The 23,902-nt window shown below is 65.2% G+C and carries 22 protein-coding genes; 14 read left to right on the top strand and 8 right to left on the bottom strand.

Features of this window, described 5'->3' with window-relative positions; genetic code table 11:
* Position 1 precedes the first annotated feature (1 nt).
* Entirely contained in the window at positions 2 to 1,528 is a 1,527-nt protein-coding gene (gene murJ, locus AC0QTX_RS15015) for a murein biosynthesis integral membrane protein MurJ (RefSeq protein ID WP_474604622.1), read from the top strand.
* Here the strand turns inward: murJ and AC0QTX_RS15010 are convergent.
* From AC0QTX_RS15010 to AC0QTX_RS15000, 3 genes are all read right to left on the bottom strand, one after another.
* Positions 1,509 to 2,681 (bottom strand): adenylate/guanylate cyclase domain-containing protein, encoded by a 1,173-nt coding sequence (locus tag AC0QTX_RS15010; protein WP_474604621.1) that lies wholly within the window; start codon positions 2,679 to 2,681, stop codon positions 1,509 to 1,511. The genes murJ and AC0QTX_RS15010 overlap by 20 nt on opposite strands.
* A gap of 42 nt (positions 2,682 to 2,723) precedes the next feature.
* Positions 2,724 to 3,443 carry a DUF1194 domain-containing protein gene (locus AC0QTX_RS15005; protein WP_474604620.1) on the bottom strand — a complete coding sequence of 240 codons (720 nt, stop codon included), beginning with the start codon at positions 3,441 to 3,443 and terminating at the stop codon, positions 2,724 to 2,726.
* Positions 3,444 to 3,696: 253 nt separating this feature from the next.
* Positions 3,697 to 4,572, bottom strand: coding sequence for a branched-chain amino acid aminotransferase (locus tag AC0QTX_RS15000; protein ID WP_474604619.1), 876 nt, complete (start codon positions 4,570 to 4,572; stop codon positions 3,697 to 3,699).
* Positions 4,573 to 4,741: 169 nt separating this feature from the next.
* On the opposite strand from AC0QTX_RS15000, the gene AC0QTX_RS14995 reads away from it, so the two are divergent.
* Positions 4,742 to 5,419 (top strand): haloacid dehalogenase type II, encoded by a 678-nt coding sequence (locus AC0QTX_RS14995; RefSeq protein ID WP_474604618.1) that lies wholly within the window; start codon positions 4,742 to 4,744, stop codon positions 5,417 to 5,419.
* Between the two features lie 106 nt (positions 5,420 to 5,525).
* Here the strand turns inward: AC0QTX_RS14995 and AC0QTX_RS14990 are convergent, their stop codons facing one another.
* The 3 genes from AC0QTX_RS14990 to AC0QTX_RS14980 form a co-directional block, all read right to left on the bottom strand.
* Positions 5,526 to 6,908: a M20/M25/M40 family metallo-hydrolase gene (locus AC0QTX_RS14990; protein WP_474604617.1), complete on the bottom strand. Its 1,383-nt coding sequence runs from the start codon at positions 6,906 to 6,908 to the stop codon at positions 5,526 to 5,528.
* A gap of 80 nt (positions 6,909 to 6,988) precedes the next feature.
* The gene (locus AC0QTX_RS14985) at positions 6,989 to 7,444 is read right to left on the bottom strand and encodes a GNAT family N-acetyltransferase (protein ID WP_474604616.1); all 456 of its coding nucleotides are present in this window, start codon (positions 7,442 to 7,444) and stop codon (positions 6,989 to 6,991) included.
* 31 nt (positions 7,445 to 7,475) lie between these two features.
* Positions 7,476 to 9,014, bottom strand: a complete 1,539-nt coding sequence (locus AC0QTX_RS14980) for a helicase HerA-like domain-containing protein (RefSeq protein WP_474604615.1) — start codon at positions 9,012 to 9,014, stop codon at positions 7,476 to 7,478.
* Positions 9,015 to 9,136: 122 nt separating this feature from the next.
* On the opposite strand from AC0QTX_RS14980, the gene AC0QTX_RS14975 reads away from it, so the two are divergent.
* The 6 genes from AC0QTX_RS14975 to AC0QTX_RS14950 all read left to right on the top strand — a co-directional run bounded on the left by AC0QTX_RS14975 (position 9,137) and on the right by AC0QTX_RS14950 (position 16,472).
* Entirely contained in the window at positions 9,137 to 9,517 is a 381-nt protein-coding gene (locus tag AC0QTX_RS14975) for a DUF2267 domain-containing protein (RefSeq protein WP_474604614.1), read from the top strand.
* 145 nt (positions 9,518 to 9,662) lie between these two features.
* Positions 9,663 to 11,717, top strand: coding sequence for a methylmalonyl-CoA mutase family protein (locus AC0QTX_RS14970; protein ID WP_474604613.1), 2,055 nt, complete (start codon positions 9,663 to 9,665; stop codon positions 11,715 to 11,717).
* 37 nt (positions 11,718 to 11,754) lie between these two features.
* Positions 11,755 to 12,144, top strand: coding sequence for a hypothetical protein (locus AC0QTX_RS14965; protein WP_474604612.1), 390 nt, complete (start codon positions 11,755 to 11,757; stop codon positions 12,142 to 12,144).
* Positions 12,145 to 12,281: 137 nt separating this feature from the next.
* Positions 12,282 to 12,650: a hypothetical protein gene (locus AC0QTX_RS14960; RefSeq protein WP_474604611.1), complete on the top strand. Its 369-nt coding sequence runs from the start codon at positions 12,282 to 12,284 to the stop codon at positions 12,648 to 12,650.
* Between the two features lie 311 nt (positions 12,651 to 12,961).
* On the top strand, positions 12,962 to 15,124 hold the full coding sequence (scpA, locus tag AC0QTX_RS14955; protein ID WP_474604610.1) for a methylmalonyl-CoA mutase: 2,163 nt from the start codon (positions 12,962 to 12,964) through the stop codon (positions 15,122 to 15,124).
* Positions 15,125 to 15,305: 181 nt separating this feature from the next.
* Positions 15,306 to 16,472 carry a family 16 glycosylhydrolase gene (locus tag AC0QTX_RS14950; RefSeq protein ID WP_474604609.1) on the top strand — a complete coding sequence of 389 codons (1,167 nt, stop codon included), beginning with the start codon at positions 15,306 to 15,308 and terminating at the stop codon, positions 16,470 to 16,472.
* Between the two features lie 22 nt (positions 16,473 to 16,494).
* Here AC0QTX_RS14950 and AC0QTX_RS14945 read toward each other — a convergent pair whose 3' ends face one another.
* Positions 16,495 to 17,511, bottom strand: coding sequence for an alpha/beta hydrolase (locus AC0QTX_RS14945; protein WP_474604608.1), 1,017 nt, complete (start codon positions 17,509 to 17,511; stop codon positions 16,495 to 16,497).
* Positions 17,512 to 17,655: 144 nt separating this feature from the next.
* Between AC0QTX_RS14945 and AC0QTX_RS14940 the strand changes: the two genes are divergently transcribed.
* The 3 genes from AC0QTX_RS14940 (at position 17,656) to AC0QTX_RS14930 (ending at position 20,328) form a co-directional block, all read left to right on the top strand.
* Complete coding sequence (locus AC0QTX_RS14940) at positions 17,656 to 18,414, top strand: DUF3750 domain-containing protein (RefSeq protein WP_474604607.1); 759 nt, start codon at positions 17,656 to 17,658, stop codon at positions 18,412 to 18,414.
* Between the two features lie 31 nt (positions 18,415 to 18,445).
* On the top strand, positions 18,446 to 19,432 hold the full coding sequence (meaB, locus tag AC0QTX_RS14935; RefSeq protein ID WP_474604606.1) for a methylmalonyl Co-A mutase-associated GTPase MeaB: 987 nt from the start codon (positions 18,446 to 18,448) through the stop codon (positions 19,430 to 19,432).
* Between the two features lie 104 nt (positions 19,433 to 19,536).
* Positions 19,537 to 20,328 carry a bestrophin-like domain gene (locus AC0QTX_RS14930; RefSeq protein WP_474604605.1) on the top strand — a complete coding sequence of 264 codons (792 nt, stop codon included), beginning with the start codon at positions 19,537 to 19,539 and terminating at the stop codon, positions 20,326 to 20,328.
* 7 nt (positions 20,329 to 20,335) lie between these two features.
* On the opposite strand, the gene AC0QTX_RS14925 is transcribed toward AC0QTX_RS14930, so the two are convergent.
* Entirely contained in the window at positions 20,336 to 21,349 is a 1,014-nt protein-coding gene (locus tag AC0QTX_RS14925; RefSeq protein WP_474604604.1) for an asparaginase, read from the bottom strand.
* A gap of 169 nt (positions 21,350 to 21,518) precedes the next feature.
* On the opposite strand from AC0QTX_RS14925, the gene AC0QTX_RS14920 reads away from it, so the two are divergent.
* The 3 genes from AC0QTX_RS14920 (at position 21,519) to AC0QTX_RS14910 (ending at position 23,897) form a co-directional block, all read left to right on the top strand.
* A complete protein-coding gene (locus AC0QTX_RS14920; RefSeq protein ID WP_474604603.1) occupies positions 21,519 to 22,823 on the top strand; it encodes a UDP-glucose dehydrogenase family protein in 1,305 nt (434 codons plus the stop codon).
* Between the two features lie 85 nt (positions 22,824 to 22,908).
* Complete coding sequence (locus tag AC0QTX_RS14915) at positions 22,909 to 23,145, top strand: Lrp/AsnC ligand binding domain-containing protein (RefSeq protein ID WP_201863349.1); 237 nt, start codon at positions 22,909 to 22,911, stop codon at positions 23,143 to 23,145.
* Between the two features lie 86 nt (positions 23,146 to 23,231).
* The gene (locus tag AC0QTX_RS14910; protein WP_474604602.1) at positions 23,232 to 23,897 is read left to right on the top strand and encodes a DUF924 family protein; all 666 of its coding nucleotides are present in this window, start codon (positions 23,232 to 23,234) and stop codon (positions 23,895 to 23,897) included.
* Positions 23,898 to 23,902: the final 5 nt, after the last annotated feature.

Here is a 23,902-nt window from a genome sequence, read left to right as displayed (position 1 = left end):
GATGTTCAAGAAGATTCTTTCCGTCGGCGGCTGGACGCTGGTCTCGCGCCTCACGGGCTTCATCCGCGACGTGGTTCTGGCGGCCGTCATGGGCGTAGGACCGATCGCCGATGCCTTCGTGGTCGCCTCGCGCATTCCAAACCATTTCCGGGCCATCTTCAGCGAGGGCGCCTTCAACAGCGCATTCCTGCCGACCTATGCGGGCGTGCTCGAACGGGAAGGCGCCGCTCCGGCCCGATCCTTCGCCAGCCGCATCAGCACCTTGATGCTGATCGTCCAGATCGTGCTGCTGGCGGCAGCTCTCATCGGCATGCCGGTGGTGGTAACCCTGCTCGCTCCGGGCTTCACGGACGATCCGCAAAAATTCAACCTGGCGGTGACGCTTACCCGCATCACCTTTCCCTACCTCCTCTTCATCACCCTGGTGACGATCCTCTCCGCAATCCTCAACGCCCATGAACGCTTCGCGGCGCCCGCCGCCGCGCCTGTCCTGCTCAACGTCTCCACGGTGGCGGCTCTGGCTGTCGCCTTCCTGTTCCCGAATGCCGGCTATGCGGCCGCATGGGGCGTTACGGTAGCGGGCGTGCTCGAATTGCTGCTGGTCTGGGTTGCGGCGAAGCGTCTGGGCGTGGCGCCCGCCATCGAGGCGCCGCGCTTCGATTCGGCCATGAAGCACTTCTTCAAGGTTCTGGGGCCCGCCGTGATCGGCTCGGCCGGCGTGCAGCTTGCCATGTTCGCCGATACGATCATCGCCTCGTTCCTCCCGACAGGCGCCGTTGCCTCGCTCTACTATGCCGATCGCATCTACCAGCTGCCGCTCGGCGTGATCGGGATCGCGGCCGGCACCGTGCTGCTGCCCGAGATGAGCCGCCGCATCGCTGCCGGCGACGAGACCGGCGCCCATGGCGCGCAGAACCGGGCCGTGGGCCTGACCCTGGCGCTGGCCGCCCCCTTCGTCGTTGCCTTCGTCACCCTGCCCGATCTCATCATGTCGGCCCTGTTCCAGCGCGGCGCCTTCGACGCGGCCGCGGCCCAGCGCTCAGGCGCGGTGCTCGCAGCCTATGCCGTCGGCTTGCCTGCCGCCGTGCTCATCCGCTCGGCGGTGGCGAGCTTCTATTCCCGCTCGGACACCGTTACGCCCCTTATCGCGTCGCTCACGGCGGTGGCGGTCAACGTGGCGTTGAAGATCGTGCTGACGGGGCCCTATGGGGTCGTCGGCCTGGCGCTCGCCACCGCCATCGGCATCTGGGTCAATCTCGGTCTCCTCGTGCTGCTCGCCCTGCGTCGCGACTGGATGAATCCGAGCGGCACCTTGGGCCGCACCGCAGCCGCCGTCGCTGTCGCGAGCCTGCTGCTCGGGGCCTTCGCCTGGTTCGCGCCGATCCCACTGTCCGAATGGGCCGCCCGGCTCCCCGCCTGGAACAGCGAGATCCTGCTTGCGATCCTGGGGATGGCCGGAGCCCTCCTGTATGGCGGCGTGCTGCTGGCGGGCCTGAAGGTGCTCGGGGTCAGGCTGTCGCGCCGCTGACGTCGGCCAGGGTGAACAGCTCCCGCTCGACTGCTATACCCCGCAGGCGGTGGCTGCCGAGGGAGCGGACCGGCACCGGGCTTACCGAGGCAACCCGGTCGGACAGGATGATCGAGCAGTCGAGGGCGCCGCACAGGGCTTCCATGCGGCTCGCCTCGTTGACGGCAGGCCCGATCACCGTGAAGTCCAGGCGCCCGGCGGCGCCGATATTGCCGTAGAACACGTCGCCGCAATGGAGCGCGATGTCGAGGGCGAGCGGGGTCTCATACTCGCGGTTGACGGCATCGTTGCGCTCGAACGCCACCTGGGCGGCCCGGATCGCCGCCGCGCAGGCGCTCTCGTGCGATCGCTCCTCGGTGATCGGGAAAGCGGCCAGGAGGCCATCCCCTAAGAACTTGAGCACCTCGCCGCCCTGCTCCGCCACCGGGTCGGCCATGGCCTCCAGATGCCGGTCGAGGCGGGCGATGAGATCGAGCCCCGCCGTATCCGCAAGCGTCGTGAAGCCCCTCAGATCGGCAAAGAGCAAGGCCGCCTCGATGGTCGTGCCGGAGCCGCGCCGGATTGCGCCGCTCAGAACCCGCCGACCGGCCGAGAAGCCCACATAGGTGTCGAGCATGATCACCGTGAGGTCGAACAGGGTCATGCGGTAGGCAGCAAGGCCCAGGAGCGGCAGGAGCCCGTCGATCCGGGCGATCTCCTCCGGCAGGAAGCCTTCGGGGCGGCTGGTCGAGAAGGAAGCGCCGAAGCCTCGCAGGTCCGGGGCGCTGGCATTGCCGAAGCTGAAGAGGCGCGCCAGGTAGTCGGTTCCGCCGAGGCGCCTCACGTCCTCGAACACGCTGAACCTGTCCGCATCAGGTCCGTGCAGATGCCAGTAGCAGCTCTCCTGCTCGGTGCGCATCATGTGCGCGAAGGGGCTGAGCTCGAAGGCATCCGCGTTGCGCTCGTGGGAGACCCCCTCGACCACTGTCCCGGCGGAGCGGGTCCACACATGGGTGTAGACGCGGATCGTCGGGTTGACGGTCGGCAGGGCGATATAGGCCCGGACCAACGGTATGCCCTCCCCGACCAGCCGCTCGGCAACTCCTGAGAGCAGCGAGGCCATGTCGGATCCGTGCAGGCCCTGGTCGATGATCCAGTCGTCGAGATTCGTCATGGCGGGCAGTTTAGCATCCCGATCGGGAATGTCTTGCGGAGGTCAGCGGCCCGCGTGGCGCGTGGCTCCGCCCGTGCCGGCAATCTCCGTCAGGAGCTTGCGGCGGGCGGCCAGCGCGAAGGGCTGCGTCTCGTCGGCGATCTCGACGAAGGAGCCGGGCCCTCCGATGACGTTCTGCGCGTAATAATCCTCCAGCGACATGCCGCCGGGACCGCCCGGCCGGCCGCTGCCGGGGCGGCGGATGGCGAGCGCATTGATGGTGAAGCCCTTGGCCAGCGCCTCCGCCCTCACCTGCTCCAGGGACCGGCCGTTCATGTTCGGGCCGTCGCCTGAGACGTCGATCACCTTGCGCGTGCCCTCATGGACATTGCTCTCCACGAGACGCATGGAGAAATCGATGGCGTTGGAGATGGAATTGTAGCCGGAGGCGCCTCGCGGCGCGCTCAGGAGCTTGTCGGCGAAGGCCTTCGCGCTCGCCCCGTCGCGGATCACGTGCCAGTCGACGATCAGCACCTGCGAGCTCGGCCCGCCCCATTCCATGAAGGCGACCGCGATGGCGCCGAGGGGGCCGTCCTTGATGCCGGTGAGCACGTCGGGGCTGGTCAGCGCATCGGCCCAGCCCTGCCGCTGAAGGCGCAGCTCGTCATTGTCGATGGAGCCGGACCCGTCGGCAGCGAACACCAGCTCCAGATCGACGGATTCCGCTGCAGCCGGAGCCGTCAGGAGGCTCAGGGCCACAAGGCTCTTCAGGACAAACCGCATCGGGGGCTCCAGCTTTGAGCGCAATGCTGGTGCCATGTAGGGCGGGATGCAGAAGAGACTGCTTCGCCGGCCGATCACAAATGTGTTGAGGAGTATGCGCCTTCTCCCTCCCCCTTGTGGGGAGGGATCAAGGGTGGGGGTGTGAGCGCCAACCTTGAACCAGTCCTGCGTCGACACCCTCACCTCCAACTCCTCCCCACAAGGGGGAGGAGGGCTGTCAGCATCTTACTCAAATATCTACAGAGAAACTGACTCAAGCCGCCTTGAGGATTCCCTTGTCATGGGAAAAGGCCCAGTACAGTTCGCGGGCGCGGCGATAGAACGGGCCGGGCTGGAGATCGCGGGAATCGATGCGCAGCACCGGCATCACCTTGGAATAGTTGCCCGAGATGAAGATCTCGTCGGCACCGGCGAAATCCTCGTAGCGCAGGGTGCTCTCGACCACCTGCACGCCGTCGTCGCGCAGGAGCTGGATCACGCGCTGGCGGGTGATGCCGTTCAGGAACGTGCCGTTCGGATACGGCGTATGGACCACGCCATCCTTGGCCATGAACACGTTTGAGGTGGCGGTCTCGGCGATATTGCCGAGGGCATCGCACACGAGGGCGTTGTCGAAGCCCTTCTCCTTCGCCTCGCGGAGCACACGGGCATTGTTGGGATAGAGGGCGCCTGCCTTCGCGTCGGTGGGCATGGATTCGAGCGTCGGGCGGCGGAAGCTCGACTTCATGACCGAGAGTCCGCCGGGCACCGGCATCGGCGCCTCGAAAAGGGACAGGCAGAACTGGGTCGACTCCGGATCCGGCGCGATGGTGGCAAGGCCCTCGGCCTCGCCCCAGTACATGGGCTTCACGTAGAGCGCCGTGCCGGGCGCGAACTTCTTCACGCCCTCGCGGACGAGATCGAAGATTGCCTTAGGCTCCATGGTGGGCTTGAGACCGATGGTGAGAGCCGAGCGGTTCACGCGCTCGCAGTGCCTGTCGAGATCGGGCGCCACGCCCTCGAACACGCGGGCACCGTCGAAGACGGAGGAGCCGAGCCACGAGACGTGCGAGCGCGGCCCGATCAGGGGCGGATTGCCCTCATGCCAGGCGCCATTGAACCAGTTCCAGGTCTGCGAATACCAAGCCACGTGTCCCATCCTTAATCGGTCAGAAGTTCTGCCCTATCGAAACGCCTGCGTCCCCAACCGTCAATCGCTTCATCCGGAGCGGCACATAAAGTCTTGTGATGGGTTTCATGAGGAGGGCTGATCATTGCCCGGCTTGCCATTGTCCGCACCCGGTGAAAATCTGCCCTTCATGACCAGCCCGAGTCTCATCCCAACCCATGCGAAGGCCGTCATCTTCGACGCCTATGGAACATTGTTCGACGTGCATTCGGCCGTCGGCCGCCACATGGCCCGGGTCGGGCCGGAGGCGGCGCGATTCTCGGAAGTGTGGCGCACGAAGCAGCTGGAATATTCCTGGGTGCTGTCGCTGGCGGGCCGCTACGAGCCGTTCTGGAATCTCACCGAACAGGCCTTGGACCATGCCTTCGCGCGATTTCCGGACGTGGACCGCTCCCTGAGGCCCCTTCTGCTGGACGCCTATCGCACCCTTGATGCCTATCCGGAAGTTCGGCCGACGCTGCAGGCGTTGCGCAAGCACGGACTGCGCACCGGAATCCTGTCGAACGGCGATCCCGACATGCTGAACGCCGCAGTGGACTCGGCGGACCTCGCCAATGATCTTGATGTGGTTTTGTCGGTCGATGCCGCACAGATCTTCAAGACGAGCCCGCGCAGCTACGACCTCGTGCTGCAGGCTCTGTCCGTCACCAAAGATGAAGTGCTGTTCGTCTCGTCCAACCGCTGGGACATCGCAGGCGCGGCCGCGTTCGGATTCACGGCGGTTTGGGTGAACCGGCTTGGCCTGCTGGACGAGTATGTGGAGCTTGCGCCCGGCGCGGTCATCGCGTCGCTCGACAGGTTGATCTAAAATATCGTCATGGCCGGGCTTGGCCCGGCCATCCAGGTCTTTCGACATTTTAAAACGTGGATGCCCGCAGCAAGTGCGAGCATGACGCTGAGAATGAAGAGCGGCCTTACTTCGCCAGAGCCGCCAGAATACGCGCCCAGGAGCGGGTGCCCTTGTGGAAGCTCTTGAGATCGTACTTCTCGTTGGGCGAATGGATGCGGTCGTCGTCGAGACCGAAGCCGACGAAGAGCGTGTCGAGGCCGAGCGTGCGCTTGAAGTCGCCGCCCACCGGGATCGAGCCGCCCATGCCGATGACGATCGGATCCTTCTGCCACTCGTCATGCAGGGCGGATTTCGCGGCCGTGATGGCCGGGAAGTCGTGCGGCAGAGCCAGCGCGCGCGAGCCCTTGTGATGGATGAAATCCACCGAGCAATCGGCTGGGATCCGCTCGCGTACGAAAGCCTCGAAATTCTGGGAGATCTTGACCGGATCCTGATCGCCCACGAGACGGAACGAGACCTTGCAGCGGGCTTCCGACGCAATCACCGTCTTGGTGCCCTCGCCCGTATAGCCGCCGATGATGCCGTTCACGTCGCAGGTGGGGCGCGACTGGATCTGCTCGATCAGCATGCGTCCCTTCTCACCGGCGGAATGCTTGAGACCGACCTGCCCCAGGAACTCTTCTTCCGTCAGGTTCAGGCCCTTCCACTGCTCGAGCACCTGCGTGGGCGTTTCATTCACGCCGTCGTAGAACCCCGGAATCGTGATGCGGCCGTTGTCGTCGTGAAATGCCGCGATGATCTTGGAGAGCACATGGATCGGATTGCGGGCCGCGCCGCCGAAGGTGCCGGAATGCAGGTCGCGGTCGGCGCAGCGGACGATGATCTCCTCATAGACCATGCCGCGCAGGGACGAGGTGATGCCGGGCGTGTTCTGGTCCCACATGCCCGTGTCGCAGACAAGGGCCACGTCCGCCTTCAGCTCGTCCTTGTTGGCCTCGATGAATTCGGGCAGGAACTTGGAGCCGTCCTCCTCAGCGCCCTCGACCAGGAAGGTGATGTTGATGGGCAGGGAGCCCGTCTCGGCCTTCCAGGCGCGGCAGGCCTCGACGAAGGTCATCACCTGCCCCTTGTCGTCGGAGGAGCCGCGGGCGCTGATGGCCTTGCGGCCGTCGGGCAGCGTGATCATGCGCGGCTCGAAGGGCGGCCTCTCCCACAGCTCCAGCGGGTCCACCGGCTGCACATCGTAGTGGCCGTAAAAGAGCACATGCAGCTTCGCATCGCCCTTGGCACGCCCCACGACAGCCGGGTGCCCGCCCGTCTCGCGCAGGGACGCCTCGATGCCGATGCTCTTCAGCTCATCCACGAGCCACTGGCCGGCGGTGCGGCAATGGTCCTTATAGGCGGGATCCGTGGAGATCGACGGAACCTTGAGCCACTGGAACAGGCGCTCCAGGGAGGAATCGAGGTCGGAATCGATGCGCTGCAGAACTTGGTCGAGCTTGGACATGGGGAACATCTGCCTTGTGGACGAGGTCGCCCCAAGAGGTACTCTCATCACCCCGGTGATCGCAAGCACGACATTGCGGCTCAGGATGGGACCAACGGCTTCGTCATATAAACACGCCGGAAGCCCTTTTCCTCCGCCCGATGGGTTTCCGCAAAGCCCAGGCGCTCATACAGACGGATGTTCTCGATCATGGCCTCGTTCGTGTAGAGCCGAATAGCCTTGAATCCTCGTTCGACGGAGAGCCTCTCCGCGAAGGCGATCAGCGCACGCCCATAGCCGCGTCCCTGTATATCCGGATGAACGGCCACATTGTCGAGAAGCATGGCTCCGTCCTCCGGAACAAGAACGAGTAGTCCAGCGAGTCTATTCTCACTGGAGAGAACATGGACGCACCCCTTCTTGATCAGAGCGGAATAGTCGTCGCTCATCGGTCCGGGCTTTTGGCCGATGAGCGGGATGTACAGAGTGTAGGCAGCCTGGACGAGCGCTTCGACGGCGGCCAGATCTTCAGGGTAGGCGAAGCGAATGTCATTCATTGTCAATAACAAGCACGATGTCGGCTGACTTTTACCGCCTCAACAGCCCGCCCAGCGTGCCGCGCACGATCGCCCGGCCGATGGAGCTGCCCTGGCGGCCGCCGATGGATTTGCCGATTTCCGCCGCGAGGTTGCCGACCGTCTGGTTGACGATGGTGCGCGTCACCTCGCGGGTGACGCGCTGCCCCACCGACATGGAGCCCTTGCGCTGCGGGCCGGCGCCGAAGAGGCCGCCCAGCATGTCGAGGAGGCCGCCGCCTCCTTCCGCGGCCTTCGCCTCGGCAGCCGCCTGCTCGGCTCGCTTGGCGAGCATCTCATAAGCCGATTCCACATCGACGGCTTGATCGTATTTTCCTTTCATGGGACTTGATGCAATGATCTGCTGGCGCTCGGTGAGCTCGATCGGCCCCACCTGGGCCATCGGCGGCGCGATCAGGGTGCGCTCCACCATGGAGGGCGCACCCTTGCCCTCGAGGGTCGAGACCAGCGCCTCGCCGACGCCGAGTTGGGTGATGGCCTTCTCCGTGTCGAAGGCGGGATTCTCCCGGAAGGACTGGGCCGCCGCCCGCACCGCCTTCTGCTCGCGCGGGGTATAGGCGCGAAGCGCATGCTGGATCCGGTTGCCGAGCTGCGCCAGTACGCTCTCGGGAATGTCGATCGGGTTCTGCGTGATGAAATAGACGCCGACGCCCTTGGACCGGATGAGCCGCACCACACGCTCCACCGTCTCCACGAGGGCCTTCGGAGCATCGTTGAACAGCAGATGCGCCTCGTCGAAGAAGAACACCATCTTGGGCTGGTCGAGATCACCCACTTCCGGCAGTTCCTCGAAGAGCTCCGACATGAGCCACAGGAGGAAGGTGGCGTAGAGGCGCGGATTGCTCATGAGCTTGTCCGCCGCCAGGATGTTGACGATGCCGCGCCCGTCGCGGTCCGTGCGCATCAGGTCCTTGATGTCCAGCGCCGGTTCGCCGAGGAACTCGTCGCCCTGCTGGTTCTCCAGCACGAGGAGCTGGCGCTGAATGGTGCCGATGGTCGCCTTCGACACGTTGCCGTAGGTGGTGGTGAGCTGGCTGGCATTGTCGGAGACGAGCTGCAGCAGCGCGCGCAGATCCTTCAGGTCGAGCAGCAGGAGCCCCTGCTCGTCGGCGATGCGGAAGACGATGTTGAGCACGCCCTCCTGCGTGTCGTTGAGATCGAGCAGGCGCGAGAGCAGCAGCGGCCCCATCTCGGAGATCGTCGCCCGCACCCGATGCCCCTGCTCGCCGAACAGGTCCCAGAACACCACCGGGAACTTGTCCGGAACGTACTCCACGCCGATGTCCTGGGCGCGTTTGACCAGAGGTTCCTTGCCTTTGCCCGTGGCGGCCATGCCGGAGAGATCGCCCTTGATGTCGGCGGCGAAGACCGGAACGCCCGCGTTGGAGAAGCCCTCCGCCAGCACCTGCAGGGAGACGGTCTTGCCCGTGCCCGTGGCCCCCGTCACGAGGCCGTGCCGGTTGGCGAGCCTCAGATCGAGGTATTCGGGCTTCGTGCTCTTCCCGATGAAGATCTTCCCGTCCTGCAGCATCGCGTCTCTCCATATTCTATCAATGGATCTTAGAAGCGTTGCCGCGAGTTTCCACTCTCGGATTTCTTGATTTAACAGTTCAGATATGAACTATCGTGCCAAATCTTACGAAGGAGAATCAAATGGAAGAGCTCATCGCCCGCGTGACGCAGAAGACGGGCCTCGACGCAGCCACCGCCCGCAAGGCGATCGGCATCATCCTCGGCTACCTTCAGAAGGAAGGTCCGCAGAACGAGGTCAATCAACTCGTCGCAGCCCTGCCGGGCGCGCAGGATGCCATCGAGGAGGGCAAGACCGGAGCCAGCGGCGGCCTCATGGGTATGATGGGCTCCATGGGCGGCGGCGTGATGGCGCTCGGGGGCCAGCTCATGGGCATCGGCGTGTCCATGGGCCAGATGCAGCCGCTCGGCAAGGAGCTCTTCGCCTATGGCCGGGAGAAGGCCGGCGAGGACGTGATGGGGCCCATCGTGGGTTCGATCCCGGGGCTTTCGCAGTTCGTTTGATCCCGCCTCATTGTCATCCCGGATCTTCGCTCAGCTTCGTCCGGGATGACGCTTCTTCATCCCTATCCTTTGGGGCATTCCCACCGTCTCCTCCTCCCGGTATTGTCCGCGCCATTCGCGCAGCCTTCCTCCGGACGAGGCCCCCATGGACGATCTCTCTCTTGCCGCCGATTTTCCGCAAGCGACCCGCGAGCAATGGCTCAAGCTCGTCGAGGGCGTGCTGAAGGGCGCCGACTTCCAGAAGAAGCTCGTCTCCCGCAGCCACGACGGCATCGACATCCAGCCGCTCTATCCGAAGGCGGAAGGCTCTGCGCTGATCGCGCGCGATCAGGCCGGCCGCTGGCGGGTGTCGCAGAGGGTCGACCATCCCGATCCGGCAAAAGCCAATGAACTGGCGCTGGCCGATCTCGAAGGCGGGGCCGATGCGCTGACCCTCGTCACCCGCAAGGCTCCCGCGGCGCGCGGGTTCGGGGTGGGGATCGACTCCGTCGACGATCTCGACCGGACGCTCAAGGGCGTCATGCTCGACCTCATTCACCTGCGCGTGGATGCAGGCGGCCACGGCCGTCAGATGGCTGCGCTTGTGCTGGCGCTGGCCGAGCGGCGCGGCCACACGCTTTCCGAGCTCTCCCTCGATCTCGGCCTTGATCCCGTTGGCGCCATGGCGGCCATGGGACGTATGTCAGCGTCCTGGGACGCGATGGCGCAGCGCATGGGCGACACCCTCGCTCATCTGACGTCCAAAGGCTTCGCCGGCCGTGCTTTCCTGGCCGATGGGCGCGTCTATCACGAGGCCGGCGCCAGCGAGGCGCAGGAACTCGCAGCCGTGCTGGCGACGGGCTTGAGCTACCTGCGCGGTCTGGAAGCCGCAGGGCATTCGCTCGATGCGGCACGCCGCTCGCTTTCCTTCCTGCTCGTCGCCGACGCGGACGAGTTTCTGACCGTCGCCAAATTCAGGGCCCTGCGACGCCTGTGGGCGCGGGTCGAGCAGGCCTGCGGCCTGGAGCCGAAGCCGATCCGCCTGCATGCGGAAACCGCCTGGCGCATGACCACGCGGCGCGACCCATGGGTGAACATGCTGCGCACCACGGTCGCCGCCTTCTCGGCCGGGATCGGTGGGGCGGATGCGATTGCGGTGCTGCCCTTCACGGCCGCCCTCGGCCTTCCCGATGCCTTCGCCCGCCGGATCGCGCGCAACACGCAGCTGATCCTGCTCGATGAATCCAACCTCGCCCGCGTGGCCGATCCGGCGGCTGGCGCGGGCGGGTTCGAGGCGCTCACCGATGCGCTGTGCGACAAGGCCTGGGGCCTGTTCCAAGAGATCGAGCGCGAGGGCGGAATTCTGGAGAGCCTGAAGAGCGAGACCCTCCAGGCGCGGATCGCAACCGTTCGCGCCCAGCGGGAGAAGGCCGTCGCTACCCGCAGGGAGGCGATCACCGGCACGAGCGAGTTCCCGAATATCGGCGAAGCGGTCGTAACGGTGCTCTTCCCCTCCCCCTTGTGGGGAGGGGCAGCCGCGCAGCGGCCGGGTCGGGGTGTGAGCGCCAGGACGTCAGAACGTGGCGCCGATACCCCCACCTCCAACTCCTCCCCACAAGGGGGAGGAGTGCAGGACGGCACGGCGGTCTCCAAGGAAACCTCATTTGCCTCCCTCGTGCAGATGGCGGCCCATGGAGCAGCGCTGCCGCAGCTTGCTGCCACGGCTTTGGCTCCGGAAGCCGTGGAGGTTGCCCCCCTGCCCTCGGCCCGGGCCGCGGAACCTTTCGAGCGCCTGCGCGACATCTCCGACGCTTACCAGGCCCGGACCGGTTCAAGACCGCAAGTCTTCCTGGCCTGTCTCGGATCGACCGCCGATTTCACCGCCCGCGCAAGCTTTGCCAAGAATTTCTTCGAAGCCGGCGGCGTAGAAGTCATTATGAACGAGGGATTAACGGATCAACAAAGTCTGAAAGATGCCCTAACCGACAGCAAAGCCAAGATTTCATGCATCTGCTCTACTGACGAGATATACAAAGTTCACGCCCCTGCGACCGCAAGTACCTTGCGTCAGGCAGGATCAGAACTTATCTTCCTGGCTGGCCGCCCTGGGGCAGATCAAGAAGAGCTGACCGGGGCCGGCATCACAACCTTCATTTTCACCGGGTGCGACACCCTCAAGATTCTCGGCGAGGCCCTCGACTTGGCCTGCGCGGAGACTTGAGATTTCCTCCCGGCCAACAACCGGGAGGATCACGGTTATGATGTTCACGAAGACAACGGCTGTGGCCCTCGGCCTCGGTATGATCTGCACCGGCGCAGCTCTTTCTGCTCCCAAGGACAAGCACGACGGCACTTGGCAGGTGCAGATGGTGACGGATTCCGGCATCTGCGGCACCAACACCTATGCCATCACGGTCGAGAAGGGGAACGTCAGCTACCACGACAACCCCGATGAGACCCCCGCCCAGATCAGCGGACAGATCGCCGCCAACGGCACTGTGAGCCTCGACATCCGCCGCAACTCCGCGCAGGCCGAGGCCTCGGGCAGCCTGGCGGGCCAGTCCGGCTCGGGCGTCTGGAAATTCGACTCTTACGGCTGCTCCGGCCGCTGGAATGCCCAGAAGCGCTCGAGCGTGGCACAGGGCTGACAGGCCACGCTTTCCTCAAGCCGCAGCACCATTCGGCGCGGCGGCTTTTTTGTGCCTGCGACTGTCTGCCGTGAAGAGGAACCCTGCTTGAAACACCCACGTTGGTTCAACCAACTCATCGTGTTCAGGAGTGTTTGATGCGTGTTCTTTCCTGGCTTGGCGGAGCCGCCATGGCAGCCCTTGTGATGGCGCCCCAAGCCCAAGCCCAGACAAATCGGTTCGACGGCAACTGGAGCGTGGAGGTCGTCACCGAGCAGGGTGCCTGCGACCGGGCCTACCGCTACGCCGTCATCATCCAGAACGGCCAGGCCCGTTATGGCGGACCGGAGAACTTCAACGTGAACGGCCGAGTGCAGCAGAACGGCTCCGTCTCAGCCAGCATTTCCCGCGGTCAGGACCGGGCCAACGTCTCCGGCCGGCTCTCCGGCAGCACAGGCCGCGGCACCTGGACGACATCGGGCGGACGGGTCTGCTCGGGCTACTGGAATGCCGAGAAGCGGGGATGATACCCGTGTCATTCCCGGCCGGAACAGAGGGGAAGGGAATCCATAGCGCTGAGTGTGTAGGTGGATCCCCTTCCCGGCCTACGGCCGCCGGGGATGACACCCACCACGTCATGGCCTGACCTGTTCCGGCCATCACGATTGGAACAGCCATACGCCTCTCGGATCGGGATCACCGGCACAGGGCCGGTGATGACGGGGCAGAGCACCAAGACACGCTCTCCAACCATGCTCCGATAGCCTCCCGATCCCGGATGCCCTAGAATGCACCTCATTAGATCTGTTTCCACCGGCAAGGACATCCGCTTCATCCCATGACCAGCATCCCGGATTTCACGAGCGTCGCTTTTTCGGACGCTCCCCTGGCATCCTCCTCGAAGGCCCTGGCCGAGCCGTGGCTGACGCCGGAGGGCATCGCCGTGAAGGGATCCTACGGACCTGAGGACCGCGCCGGGCTCGACTTTCTCGACACCTATCCGGGCATCGCGCCTTACTTACGCGGGCCCTACCCCACCATGTACGTGAACCAGCCCTGGACCGTGCGCCAGTACGCCGGTTTCTCCACGGCTGAGGACTCGAACGCCTTCTACCGCCGCAACCTCGCGGCCGGCCAGAAAGGCCTGTCGGTCGCCTTCGATCTCGCCACCCACCGGGGCTACGATTCCGATCATCCGCGCGTGTCGGGCGATGTGGGCATGGCGGGCGTTGCTATCGACTCCATCTACGACATGCGCACCCTGTTCGCCGGCATCCCGCTCGACCAGATGAGCGTGTCGATGACCATGAACGGCGCGGTGCTGCCGATCCTGGCGCTCTACATCGTGGCGGCCGAGGAACAGGGCGTGCCCGCCTCCAAGCTGTCGGGCACGATCCAGAACGACATCCTCAAGGAATTCATGGTGCGCAACACCTACATCTACCCGCCCAAAGGGTCGATGCGCATCATCTCGGACATCTTTGCCTATACGTCCGCGAACATGCCGAAGTTCAACTCGATCTCGATCTCCGGCTATCACATGCAGGAGGCGGGCGCGACGCAGGATCTGGAGCTCGCCTATACGCTCGCCGACGGCGTCGAGTACATCCGCGCCGGCATCGCGGCCGGACTTACCATCGACCAGTTCGCGCCGCGCCTGTCGTTCTTCTGGGCGGTGGGCATGAACTTCTTCATGGAAGTGGCCAAGATGCGCGCCGCGCGCCTCATCTGGGCGAAGCTCGTGAAAGGCTTCAACCCGCAGAGCCAGAAGTCGCTGCCCCTGCGCACGCACTCGCAAACCTCCGGCTGGTCGCTCACCGCGCAGGACGTGTTCAACAACGTGACGCGCACCTGCATCGAGGCCATGGCGGCAACCCAAGGCCACACCCAGTCGCTGCACACCAACGCCCTCGACGAGGCGCTGGCGCTGCCCACCGACTTCTCCGCCCGCATCGCCCGCAACACGCAGCTCTTCCTGCAGCAGGAAAGCGGCACCACGCGCATCATCGACCCGTGGGGCGGCTCGTATTATGTCGAGCGCCTCACCTACGAGCTGGCGCAGAAGGCCTGGGCGCATATCCAGGAGGTCGAGGAACTCGGCGGCATGGCCAAGGCCATCGAAGCCGGCATTCCGAAGCTGAAGATCGAGGAGGCGGCGGCCCGCACACAGGCGAGGATCGATTCCGGCCACCAGAAGATTATCGGCGTGAACAGCTTCAAGTCGACCGACGAGGCCTCCATCGACATCCTGAAGGTTGACAACGCTGCCGTGCGCGCGAGCCAGATCGAGAAGCTCAGGCGCCTGAAGGCCGACCGCAACCAGGCCGATGTCGATGCAGCCCTCAACGCCCTGTCGCAGGGTGCTGCGGGCAATGGCAACCTGCTCGACCTCGCCGTGAAGGCCGCCCGCGCCAAGGCGACCGTGGGCGAGATTTCCGACGCCCTGGAAAAGGTCTGGGGCCGTCACCGGGCCGAGATCAAGGCGATCTCGGGCGTCTACAAACGGGAGGTCGGCATGGGGTCTCCTGCCGTGGAGAAGGTCCGCCATCTGGTGGAACAGTTCGAGCACGACGACGGGCGCCGTCCGCGCATTCTCGTGGCCAAGATGGGCCAGGACGGGCACGATCGCGGCCAGAAGGTGATCGCCTCGGCCTTCGCCGATCTCGGCTTCGACGTGGACATCGGCCCGCTCTTCGCCACTCCTGGGGAAGCGGCCCGCCAGGCCATCGAGAACGACGTGCACATCATCGGCGTCTCGTCCCTCGCGGCCGGCCACCTGACCCTGGTGCCGGAGCTCAAGAGCGAGCTCGCCAAGTTCGGCCGCGACGACATCATGATCGTGGTCGGCGGCGTGATCCCGCCACAGGACTTCGACGCGCTGTATCAGGCCGGCGCATCGGCGATCTTCCCGCCCGGTACGGTGATCGCGGATGCGGCCGTCAACCTCATCGAGGATCTGAACGGCCGACTCGGTTACGGGCCGAAGCAGGCGGCGGAATAGGGCTGCCTCTCCATCCGGAGTCGCCTAAGGTCAAAACTCGTCAACCGTGCGATAACCCTCCTGACATGAGGGGGGCCTGTTTCCTCCTGATCCGACGGGTTAGACCCTCCGCTTCACTGATCGGTAACATTCCGCATGGGAAGTTTCCTGCAATTAGCTTTTAAGTGATTGCGGGAATCCCATGGCAATTAATCTCGAAGATTATTCACTCACGTTCTCAGACGAGTTTACGGGCAGCACTCTCGATACCTCGGTCTGGGGAACGAAGTACTGGTGGGGCGGGCGCACGCTGGCGAGCAACGGCGAGATGCAGTACTTCGCCGATCGCTCCACTGCGGTGGTCCAGCAATATCCGAGCCTCGATCCCTTCCGGATCGCCCCGGATCCCTATCAGTCCGGCGACGGCGTCCTGACCATCACGGCCCAGCCTTCTCCCGATACGAGCCTGACGGATGGCCTCCCCTATGTGTCGGGGCTCATCAACACATACGGGACGTTTTCGCAAACCTACGGCTATTTCGAGATCTCGGCCCAGGTGCCATCCGGCCAGGGCCTGTGGCCGGCCTTCTGGCTGCTGCCGCAGAGCGGCAACTGGCCGCCGGAAATAGACGTGCTGGAGCTGCTGGGCCATGATCCGTCGACCTACTACGTCGGCTCCCACTGGAAGGACGCGACGGGCAAGCACGCCTTCAAGACGCAGGGGATCTCGGCCGGGGTCGATCTCTCGGATGGCTTCCACAGCTACGGGACACTGTGGACGGCGGATACGATCACCTACTACCTCGACGGCACGCAGGTGTTTTCCATGGCGACGCCGTCGGGCATGACCGAGCCCATGTACCTGCTCGCCGGGCTTGCCGTCGGCGGGAACTGGCCGGGCGCGCCCGACGGCACGACCTCGTTCCCGGCCGAGTTCCAGATCGACTACATCCGTGCCTATGCACCCGCGATCAAGCCGACACTCGTGGGAGATAACAGCAACAATTCGTTGGTCGGCGACAAGATCAAGACCGCTCTCAACGACATCATGTTCAGCTATGGCGGCAGCGACACGCTCGAGGGCCTCAAGGGCAATGATACCCTGGATGGAGGCAGCGGCGCGGATACATTCGTCTATAGGGCCGGCCCCTCCGGCCACGACGTTATCCTCGACTTCGACCCCGCCAGCGGAGACGTGGTGCGCATCACGAAGGCGATTGCCGGTCAGAAAAACTTCGCCGGCCTCTACCGGATGATCAAGGACGATACCTCCGGGGATGCAGTCCTCAACCTCGCCGACGGCGGCTCCATCACCTTCGACGGCGTGAGGAAGGCGCAGCTCGGCTACGACGACTTCTTCATCGTCTGAGAACCCTCTGTCGAGCGGCCCCTCAGGACCGCTCGATCGCCCGCTTCACCACCTGCTGCACTTCCTTGTTCGACAGGAACAGGTCGTGGTTGATGATGCCGCCGCCGAACTCGGAGGCGTCGGCCACGCGCACGCCCAAGGCCTCCAGCCGCTCGCGGTCGGCCGCCCCGGCCCGTACGATGCCGCCTGCGAGGCGGCTCGACACGGCAAGAGCCCGGTCGTTGGTGGAGCTGATGACGGTGATCTTCTTCGCATCCGCTCCCAGGCGCTCGAGGCCGCGGGCGAAAAGGTCGATATCGATGTCGGGGGCTGCCATCACCACCGCGCCGATGCGCTCCATGGCGCTCTCGCCGCCGGAAGCGCGCAGCATGCGCAGGGTCTCCAGCGTCAGCAGCGTGCCCATGCTGTGCGCCACGATGTGGATGCGCCCGCCGCTCGGGGTCTTGGCGATGGCGGTCAGCAGGTCCTCGAGGGAGTCGCGGGACCACATGGCGCTTTCGCGGTCGGCCACGTAGCTGAAGGTCGAGGCGGCGGACGGCCAGGTGAAGAGGCCGGTCACGCCCGCGAACTTGATGCCCTCGGAGAGATCGATGGTCGAGGTCGCGGCCGTCTCGAAGCTTTCCTTGTAGCCGTGGATATAGAGCAGCAGGTCGCGGCCGAAGGCGGCTTGCGCGAAGGCCTGGGCGGCGTTGCCGCGCTCCACATTCTCGACCTTCGCGATGCTCCAGTCGCTCGCCGTCACGCGGCTGAGGAGCGAATCCGACGGCGGCGTCAGGCGCGCCTCCGCGAAGATCATGTCCGCCGAGCGTTCGCTGCTGAACCAGGGCTTCTTGGGCGGGTCTCCCACCGGGAGCCGCGTGGTGGCAACAAGGAGCTTGGGATCCTTTCCAAGGCCTATCTTGAAGGCTGCGGGGCTGACGAGCGCCGAATCCTCCCCGACGCAACCGGACAGGGCAAGGCCGGCAAGGCACACGATGGCGAGGCGGGAAAGGGAGAAGCGCATGAGACCCGGGTTTCGAGAGGAGACAAGGAAGGTCATGCTGTTTTGCCCTCGATCATGGCATGCGCAAGGCGGAAACCCTGCCGCAACTCCCACTCGTGCCGCATTGCGGTAAAGCATTGGTGAACGAGCTTTGGGGCATGGTGCCTTGATGAAGGCAGGAGCGGACCGTACCTTCACCCCATGCTCGCCGCTCTCGCCCGTACTCTCCTTGTCATCATTGCCCTTTTCCTCATTCCCCTCGGGGCTCATGCCCTCTGGTGGAGCATGCGCGACGATATCGCACCGAACCGCATGGCCGCCGACTGGTCCAGCGCGAAGCTCCTGCCGGCAGCCTCCGAAGCGCCTCAGGCCATCGTGGCGGTCTATGCCGCAAGGGTCGGCCGCTGGCGCGGCATCTTCGCACATCATACCTGGGTGGTCGTGAAGGAAGCCGGCGCACGCCAGTACACCCGCTACGACAAGGTCGGCTGGGGCAGCCCGGTGCGCACCAACGGCTGGGCGCCGGACGGGCGCTGGTTCGGCAATGCGCCCCATCCCGTGGTGGTGATCGAAGGCCCCGAGGCCGAGCGGCTGATCCCGCAGGTGCGCCAAGCCGTGACGAGCTACCCCTACCAGACCTTCGGCGCCTACAACGCCTGGCCCGGCCCGAACTCCAATACCTTCGTGGCCCATGTGATGCGCTCGGTCCCCGAACTCGCCGCCCCCTTGCCACCCACAGCGCTGGGCAAGGACTGGCAGCCCTGGCGGGACATCGTGGGTCTCACCCCGAGTCGCACCGGCATCCAGGTCTCCCTTGGGGGCTATGCCGGCATCGCCATCGGTTGGATTGAGGGCATCGAGATCGACTTCATGGGCCTCGTCGCCGGCCTCGACGTGCGCCGGCCCGCGATCAAGATCCCCGCCTGGGGACGATTCGGCATGGACCCGATCACCTGGTGAAAGCGCAACCCGGATGCGCTAATGCTCCTTCATGACTGGGGCTCTACAAACCAAGAAGCACGTTACGGCGGATATGGTCGCCAGCGGCGAACGCGCCTCGCTGGCGCGTGCCATCACGCTCATGGAATCGCGCCGTCCGGATCACCGAGAGGCGGCGCGCGCGCTTCTTCAGGAGCTGATGCCCCGCACCGGCAAGGCCGTGCGCATCGGCATCACGGGCGTTCCGGGGGTTGGCAAGTCCACCACCATCGACACTCTGGGGTCCATGCTGACCGAGAAGGGGCACAAGGTGGCGGTGCTCGCCGTCGATCCATCCTCCACCCGCACGGGCGGCGCGATCCTCGGCGACAAGACGCGCATGGCGCGGCTGGCGGCGGACCCTGACGCCTTCATCCGCCCCTCGCCCTCCTCCGGCACCCTGGGGGGCGTCGCGGTGAAGACCCGGGAGACGATGCTGCTCTGCGAGGCCGCCGGGTTCGACGTGATCCTGGTAGAGACCGTGGGCGTCGGGCAGTCGGAGACGGCGGTGGCCGACCTCACCGACTTTTTCCTCGTTCTCATGCTGCCGGGTGCCGGCGACGAGCTGCAGGGGATCAAGAAGGGCATCCTGGAACTCGCCGACCTGATCGCAGTCAACAAGGCGGATGATGCGGGCGCCAAGGCCAAGGCCGCCGCGGCCGAATACAAGGCCGCCCTCCACATCCTGGCCCCCGCTTCGCCCACCTGGACGCCGCCCGTGCTGACGGTCTCGGGGCTCACCGGCCAAGGGTTGGACGAGCTCTGGACCAAGGTGCTCGACCATCGCAAGCGCCTGGACGCCACCGGAGAGCTTGCCGCCAAGCGGCGTGCGCAGGATACCAAATGGATGTGGGCCCTCGTTCATGAGAGCCTGCACGAGCGTCTCACTCACGATCCTGCCCTGCGCCAGCGCGTGCCGGAGATCGAGCGCGCCATCGCCGACGGGAGGCTTTCGCCCAATGCGGCGGCAACCGAGATCGTGAGGTTGTTAGGGATTTAGCCGGTCGTCCGGCACCTATCCGGAATTGCACCTGATCCAGGCCTGAAAACTCGCTTCAATCCAGGGGGCTGTTTGGCTCGCCGAGAACAGGAGCGGATTGCATCGTGATCGACCGGCTGCACCAACTGCCCCTTCTGCTCGGCGCCATCATCGTCTGCCTGATCTTCGTGGTGCCGACCCTGATCGGCTCGGCGTTGCTGCAGCCTGTCGTCAGCCGTCTGCTGCGGGGAGAAAAGGATGCGAACACGGTGGTGGGCCTGCTTCTGAACGCCTTCTCCCTTTACTACGGCGTCCTTCTGGCCCTGCTCTCGATCGCAGTCTTCGAGAACTACAACAAGGCGCAGGACGCGGTCGGACGGGAAGCCTCGAGCGCGGTTGCTCTCTACAACGTCTTCAGCGGCTATCCGGAGCCCGCCCGCAGGTCGCTCTCGGAAACCTTGGTTCGATACGTCGAGGAGGAGACCGGGCCCGGCTGGGCCTTCCAGCAGGGCAATCAGGTCTCTACGCCGGGCATGCGGCTGGTCGACCGGTTGAGCCGGGATCTTCTGGGCTTCAGGCCAAACAAGGAGGCCGGAGAAGACCTGCTTCATGGCGAGGCCCTGAGTACCTTCGCCGAGTTCATCGAACAGCGACGCCTTCGCATCCAGGCGGCAGGAACCAGCATCCCAACGGTGATCTGGGCCGTCGTCCTGGTGGGCGCGGCCCTCAACGTGTTCACCCTCTGGCTGTTCGACCTGAAGCGGACGACCCACTTCATCCTCGGAGGCGTGCTGATGGCCTTCATCGGCCTCGTCGTCTACATGGTTGCCGTGCTCGACCGGCCGTTCCATGGGGCGCATGGCCTTCGGCCCGACGACCTCATCCAGGCCCGCCAGCAGATGCAGCCGCGGGCCTGAAGCCGGCTCAGGCCGTACCCAGGATCTCCGATGTGGGCCGGATCTGCCCGACCTCGATCCCGTTCCAGTTCTTCATCACGGGCTGCGCCAGCGCTTCGACGGTCCGGCGCTCGTTATCGCTCAAGGGGAGGAAGCGGAGGACGAGACCGGCCATCATCGCCTCGGCCGCACGGGCGTTGCCGTCGTCGGCCTTCAGGGCGATCCCGTAACCGAGCTCCGGGAAGGAGGCACAGTAGACGCCCTCCGCACCCACCTTGACGAAGGCCCGCTCGCCCAAGAGCTCCATCAGCTTCGTGTCGAAGCGGCCGGTGCCGGCGACCATGAAGGGATGGCGGGCGACGGCCCTGCGGATTCGGGCGGCTGCGGACCTGCCTTCGCCCGGCAGGCCAATCCCTGTGCCGAACCGCGCGAACCCGAAGGCCAGCGACGGGAGCCGGATCGCATAGGTCGGGATCGAGCAGCCGTCGATGCCGCTCTTCTCCAGGGAATGGCAGGCGCCCGTAATATCCTCCAGGGCCTCGCGGACGGTGCGCTGGACCGGATGGTCCGCGAGCACATAGCCCTTGGGATTCTCTCCCTGGCCGCAGGCGAGGCAGATGAAGCCCGCATGCTTGCCCGAGCAGTTGTTGTGCAGGGCGCTGGGATTTCCTCCAGATGCCGCCAGGGCGCGGTTTGCGGCCTCGCCCATGGGCCAATGAGTGCCGCATTCGAGACACCCGGCGTCCTGGCCCGCCTTGGCGAGCATGGATCCTGCTGCCGCCGCATGGGCCGGCTCGCCCGAATGGGAGGCGCAGGCGAGCGCAATCTCCTCGTCGCTCAGGCCGTACTTGTCCGCGATCCCGCTCTCGACCAGCGGTATGGCCTGAAGCGCCTTGATGGCGGAGCGCGGAAAAACGCGCCGGTCCACGTCACCGATCGACAGAACCGTGGCCCCCTCCGCGTCCACCACCGAGACGCTGCCCCTGTGGCGCGACTCGACCAGATGTCCGCGAGTGACCTCGACAAGAAATGGATTGTCCATCAATGCCCCGTTTGAAAAGCGGCGGTGTTGTGGAGGCACTGGCGGCAGAAGTCAAAGGGGACGTTGTTGCAAAACACCAACGAGCCACCGCGAAATCGTCGCAAGCGACCGCTTGCGGCTGAGCCCCGGCCACCCTAAACCCAAGGTTCAAACAAACGGGGAGCCCCTGATGCATGTCGCGATGATCGGAGCAGGGTATGTAGGCCTTGTATCCGGCGCCTGCTTTGCGGATTTCGGCCACGAGGTCTGCTGCGTCGACAAGGATCCGGCCAAGATCGAGGCCCTCAACCGGGGCGAGATTCCGATCTTCGAGCCGGGGCTCGCCGAGCTCGTCGCCAAGAACGTGCGCGAGGGGCGCCTCACCTTCACCACCGACCTGTCCCAGGCGGTCAGGAGCGCCGAGTCCGTGTTCATCGCGGTCGGCACCCCCTCCCGGCGCGGCGACGGCCATGCGGACCTGTCCTATGTCTATCAGGCCGCCCGCGATATCGCAGCCGCCCTCGACGGCTACACGGTGATCGTGACCAAATCGACCGTGCCGGTCGGCACCGGCGACGAGGTGGAGCGCATCATCCGCGAAACCCGGCCGGATGCGGATTTCGCCGTCGTGTCCAACCCGGAATTCCTGCGCGAGGGCGCGGCCATTGCCGACTTCAAGCGCCCGGATCGCATCGTCATCGGCACCGAGAATGAGCGCGCGAAAGCGGTGATGAACGACCTCTACCGGCCGCTCTACCTCAACCAGTCGCCGGTGCTCGCCATGTCCCGGCGCACGGCGGAGCTGACGAAGTATGCGGCGAACGCGTTCCTGGCCACCAAGATCACCTTCATCAACGAGATCGCGGATCTGTGCGAGCACGTGGGCGCCAATGTGCAGGACGTGGCCCGGGGCATCGGCCTCGACAACCGCATCGGGTCCAAGTTCCTGCATGCGGGCCCCGGCTACGGCGGCTCGTGCTTCCCCAAGGACACGCTCGCCCTGATCAAGACCGCGCAGGACCACGAGGCGCCGATCCGCATCGTCGAGACGGTGGCGGCGGTCAACAGCCAGCGCAAGCGCGCCATGGGCCGCAAGGTGATCGCCGCCTGCGGCGGCTCGGTTCGCGGCAAGACGGTTGCGGTCCTGGGGCTGACCTTCAAGCCCAACACCGACGACATGCGGGACGCGCCCTCCATCGACGTGATCACGGCGCTCCAGGATGCCGGCGCCCGGGTGCGGGCCTATGATCCGGAGGGCATGGAGGCGGCCCGGTCCATGCTGACGGACGTGACCTACGCCAAGGACGCCTATGACTGCGCCCGGGACGCGGACGTTCTGGTGCTCGTCACCGAATGGGATACGTTCCGCGCCCTGGATCTGCGGCGCCTGAAGGCGGCCCTGGCCTCCCCGGTGGTGGTCGACCTGCGCAACGTCTACCGTCCGGACGAGATGCGCCGCCACGGCTTCACATACGTCAGCATCGGACGCCCCTGACCCCCAGATGGGGATCGGCTTGCGTGCCGGTCCCCGCGATGCCATGAGTGAGGCATCTTAAAGATTGCGCCACCTGGAGCGGCTCATGCAGACCTTCTTCGTCGAGATCAAGTGCAAGCTCGGCAAGACCTACGCCGTCGCGAATGCCCTGGCGGACAGGGAGATCGCGTCCGAGATCTACTCGACCGCCGGCAACTACGACATCCTCGCCAAGTTCCACGTGGACGACGATGTCGATATCGGCCACTTCATCGCCGAGAACGTCCAGAGCATCCCCGAGATCGCCGACACCCACACGATCATCACCTTCAAGGCGTTTTGAAACCTGCCGCCTGCCCTCATGTGATGCAGGTCACATCCTGAAAAGCCTGCCGCGGCTAACATCGAAGCTCCTTGAGGGAGAATCCGATGTCATCTCGCATGGACTGGCAACAGGTCTACCGGTTCTGGTTTCCGGTGGACCTCTCGAACGCCGACGTCGCCGCCCATTGGCAGATGCTCGCCTGGTGGATGCGCGGAGGCGCCACTGCGGAGCTGGTGCGCTTTGCGCCTGTCGTGCAGGCGGCAAAGGCCCGCCAGCTGGACCACTGGCTGGAAACCCCGCACGGGCGCCTGTCTCTCATCATCGTTCTGGATCAGTTTCCGCGCGGCTTGTTTGCCGGAACAGCCGAGGCCTATTCATCGGATCAGGACGCCCTGAGCATCGCCGAGGAGGGCTTCGGGAACGGGCATTACGATGCCCTGCACAGCCCCTATGAGAGGTTCTTCCATCTGCTCCCGCTAGCCCATGCGGAGGGACCGGATCACCTGGAGCGGATGCGGCGCATCGTTGCCATCTCGGAACAGGCCCTCGAGGAGGCTCCGGAGCACCTCAAGCCCGTCTGGCAGTTCTCGCTGGGCCAGGCCGAAGCCAATTTCGATGTGATTGCCCGCTTCGGCCGGTTCCCGCATCGCAACCCGGTTCTGGGCCGCGCCTCCACACCGGAGGAGCTGGCTTATCTGGCGGAGGGGGACTTCGTGCATACGCGGACGCTGCCGGCCTCGGCCTCATCGGCGATCAGCGCGGTCGGCTGAGAGGC

The organism is Microvirga sp. jy35 (genome assembly GCF_056148915.1).
This window is presented reverse-complemented; position numbering and strand designations above follow the sequence as displayed.

Excerpts from the sequence above, each read along its gene's own strand:
- murJ (WP_474604622.1), top strand. The coding sequence starts at position 2 with ATGTTCAAGAAGATTCTTTCCGTCGGCGGCTGGACGCTGGTCTCGCGC.
- AC0QTX_RS15010 (WP_474604621.1), bottom strand. The coding sequence starts at position 2,681 with ATGACGAATCTCGACGACTGGATCATCGACCAGGGCCTGCACGGATCC.
- AC0QTX_RS15005 (WP_474604620.1), bottom strand. The coding sequence starts at position 3,443 with ATGCGGTTTGTCCTGAAGAGCCTTGTGGCCCTGAGCCTCCTGACGGCT.
- AC0QTX_RS14995 (WP_474604618.1), top strand. The coding sequence starts at position 4,742 with ATGACCAGCCCGAGTCTCATCCCAACCCATGCGAAGGCCGTCATCTTC.
- AC0QTX_RS14990 (WP_474604617.1), bottom strand. The coding sequence starts at position 6,908 with ATGTCCAAGCTCGACCAAGTTCTGCAGCGCATCGATTCCGACCTCGAT.
- AC0QTX_RS14985 (WP_474604616.1), bottom strand. The coding sequence starts at position 7,444 with ATGAATGACATTCGCTTCGCCTACCCTGAAGATCTGGCCGCCGTCGAA.
- AC0QTX_RS14980 (WP_474604615.1), bottom strand. The coding sequence starts at position 9,014 with ATGCTGCAGGACGGGAAGATCTTCATCGGGAAGAGCACGAAGCCCGAA.
- AC0QTX_RS14975 (WP_474604614.1), top strand. The coding sequence starts at position 9,137 with ATGGAAGAGCTCATCGCCCGCGTGACGCAGAAGACGGGCCTCGACGCA.
- AC0QTX_RS14970 (WP_474604613.1), top strand. The coding sequence starts at position 9,663 with ATGGACGATCTCTCTCTTGCCGCCGATTTTCCGCAAGCGACCCGCGAG.
- AC0QTX_RS14965 (WP_474604612.1), top strand. The coding sequence starts at position 11,755 with ATGATGTTCACGAAGACAACGGCTGTGGCCCTCGGCCTCGGTATGATC.
- AC0QTX_RS14960 (WP_474604611.1), top strand. The coding sequence starts at position 12,282 with ATGCGTGTTCTTTCCTGGCTTGGCGGAGCCGCCATGGCAGCCCTTGTG.
- scpA (WP_474604610.1), top strand. The coding sequence starts at position 12,962 with ATGACCAGCATCCCGGATTTCACGAGCGTCGCTTTTTCGGACGCTCCC.
- AC0QTX_RS14950 (WP_474604609.1), top strand. The coding sequence starts at position 15,306 with ATGGCAATTAATCTCGAAGATTATTCACTCACGTTCTCAGACGAGTTT.
- AC0QTX_RS14945 (WP_474604608.1), bottom strand. The coding sequence starts at position 17,511 with ATGACCTTCCTTGTCTCCTCTCGAAACCCGGGTCTCATGCGCTTCTCC.
- AC0QTX_RS14940 (WP_474604607.1), top strand. The coding sequence starts at position 17,656 with ATGCTCGCCGCTCTCGCCCGTACTCTCCTTGTCATCATTGCCCTTTTC.
- meaB (WP_474604606.1), top strand. The coding sequence starts at position 18,446 with ATGACTGGGGCTCTACAAACCAAGAAGCACGTTACGGCGGATATGGTC.
- AC0QTX_RS14925 (WP_474604604.1), bottom strand. The coding sequence starts at position 21,349 with ATGGACAATCCATTTCTTGTCGAGGTCACTCGCGGACATCTGGTCGAG.
- AC0QTX_RS14920 (WP_474604603.1), top strand. The coding sequence starts at position 21,519 with ATGCATGTCGCGATGATCGGAGCAGGGTATGTAGGCCTTGTATCCGGC.
- AC0QTX_RS14915 (WP_201863349.1), top strand. The coding sequence starts at position 22,909 with ATGCAGACCTTCTTCGTCGAGATCAAGTGCAAGCTCGGCAAGACCTAC.
- AC0QTX_RS14910 (WP_474604602.1), top strand. The coding sequence starts at position 23,232 with ATGTCATCTCGCATGGACTGGCAACAGGTCTACCGGTTCTGGTTTCCG.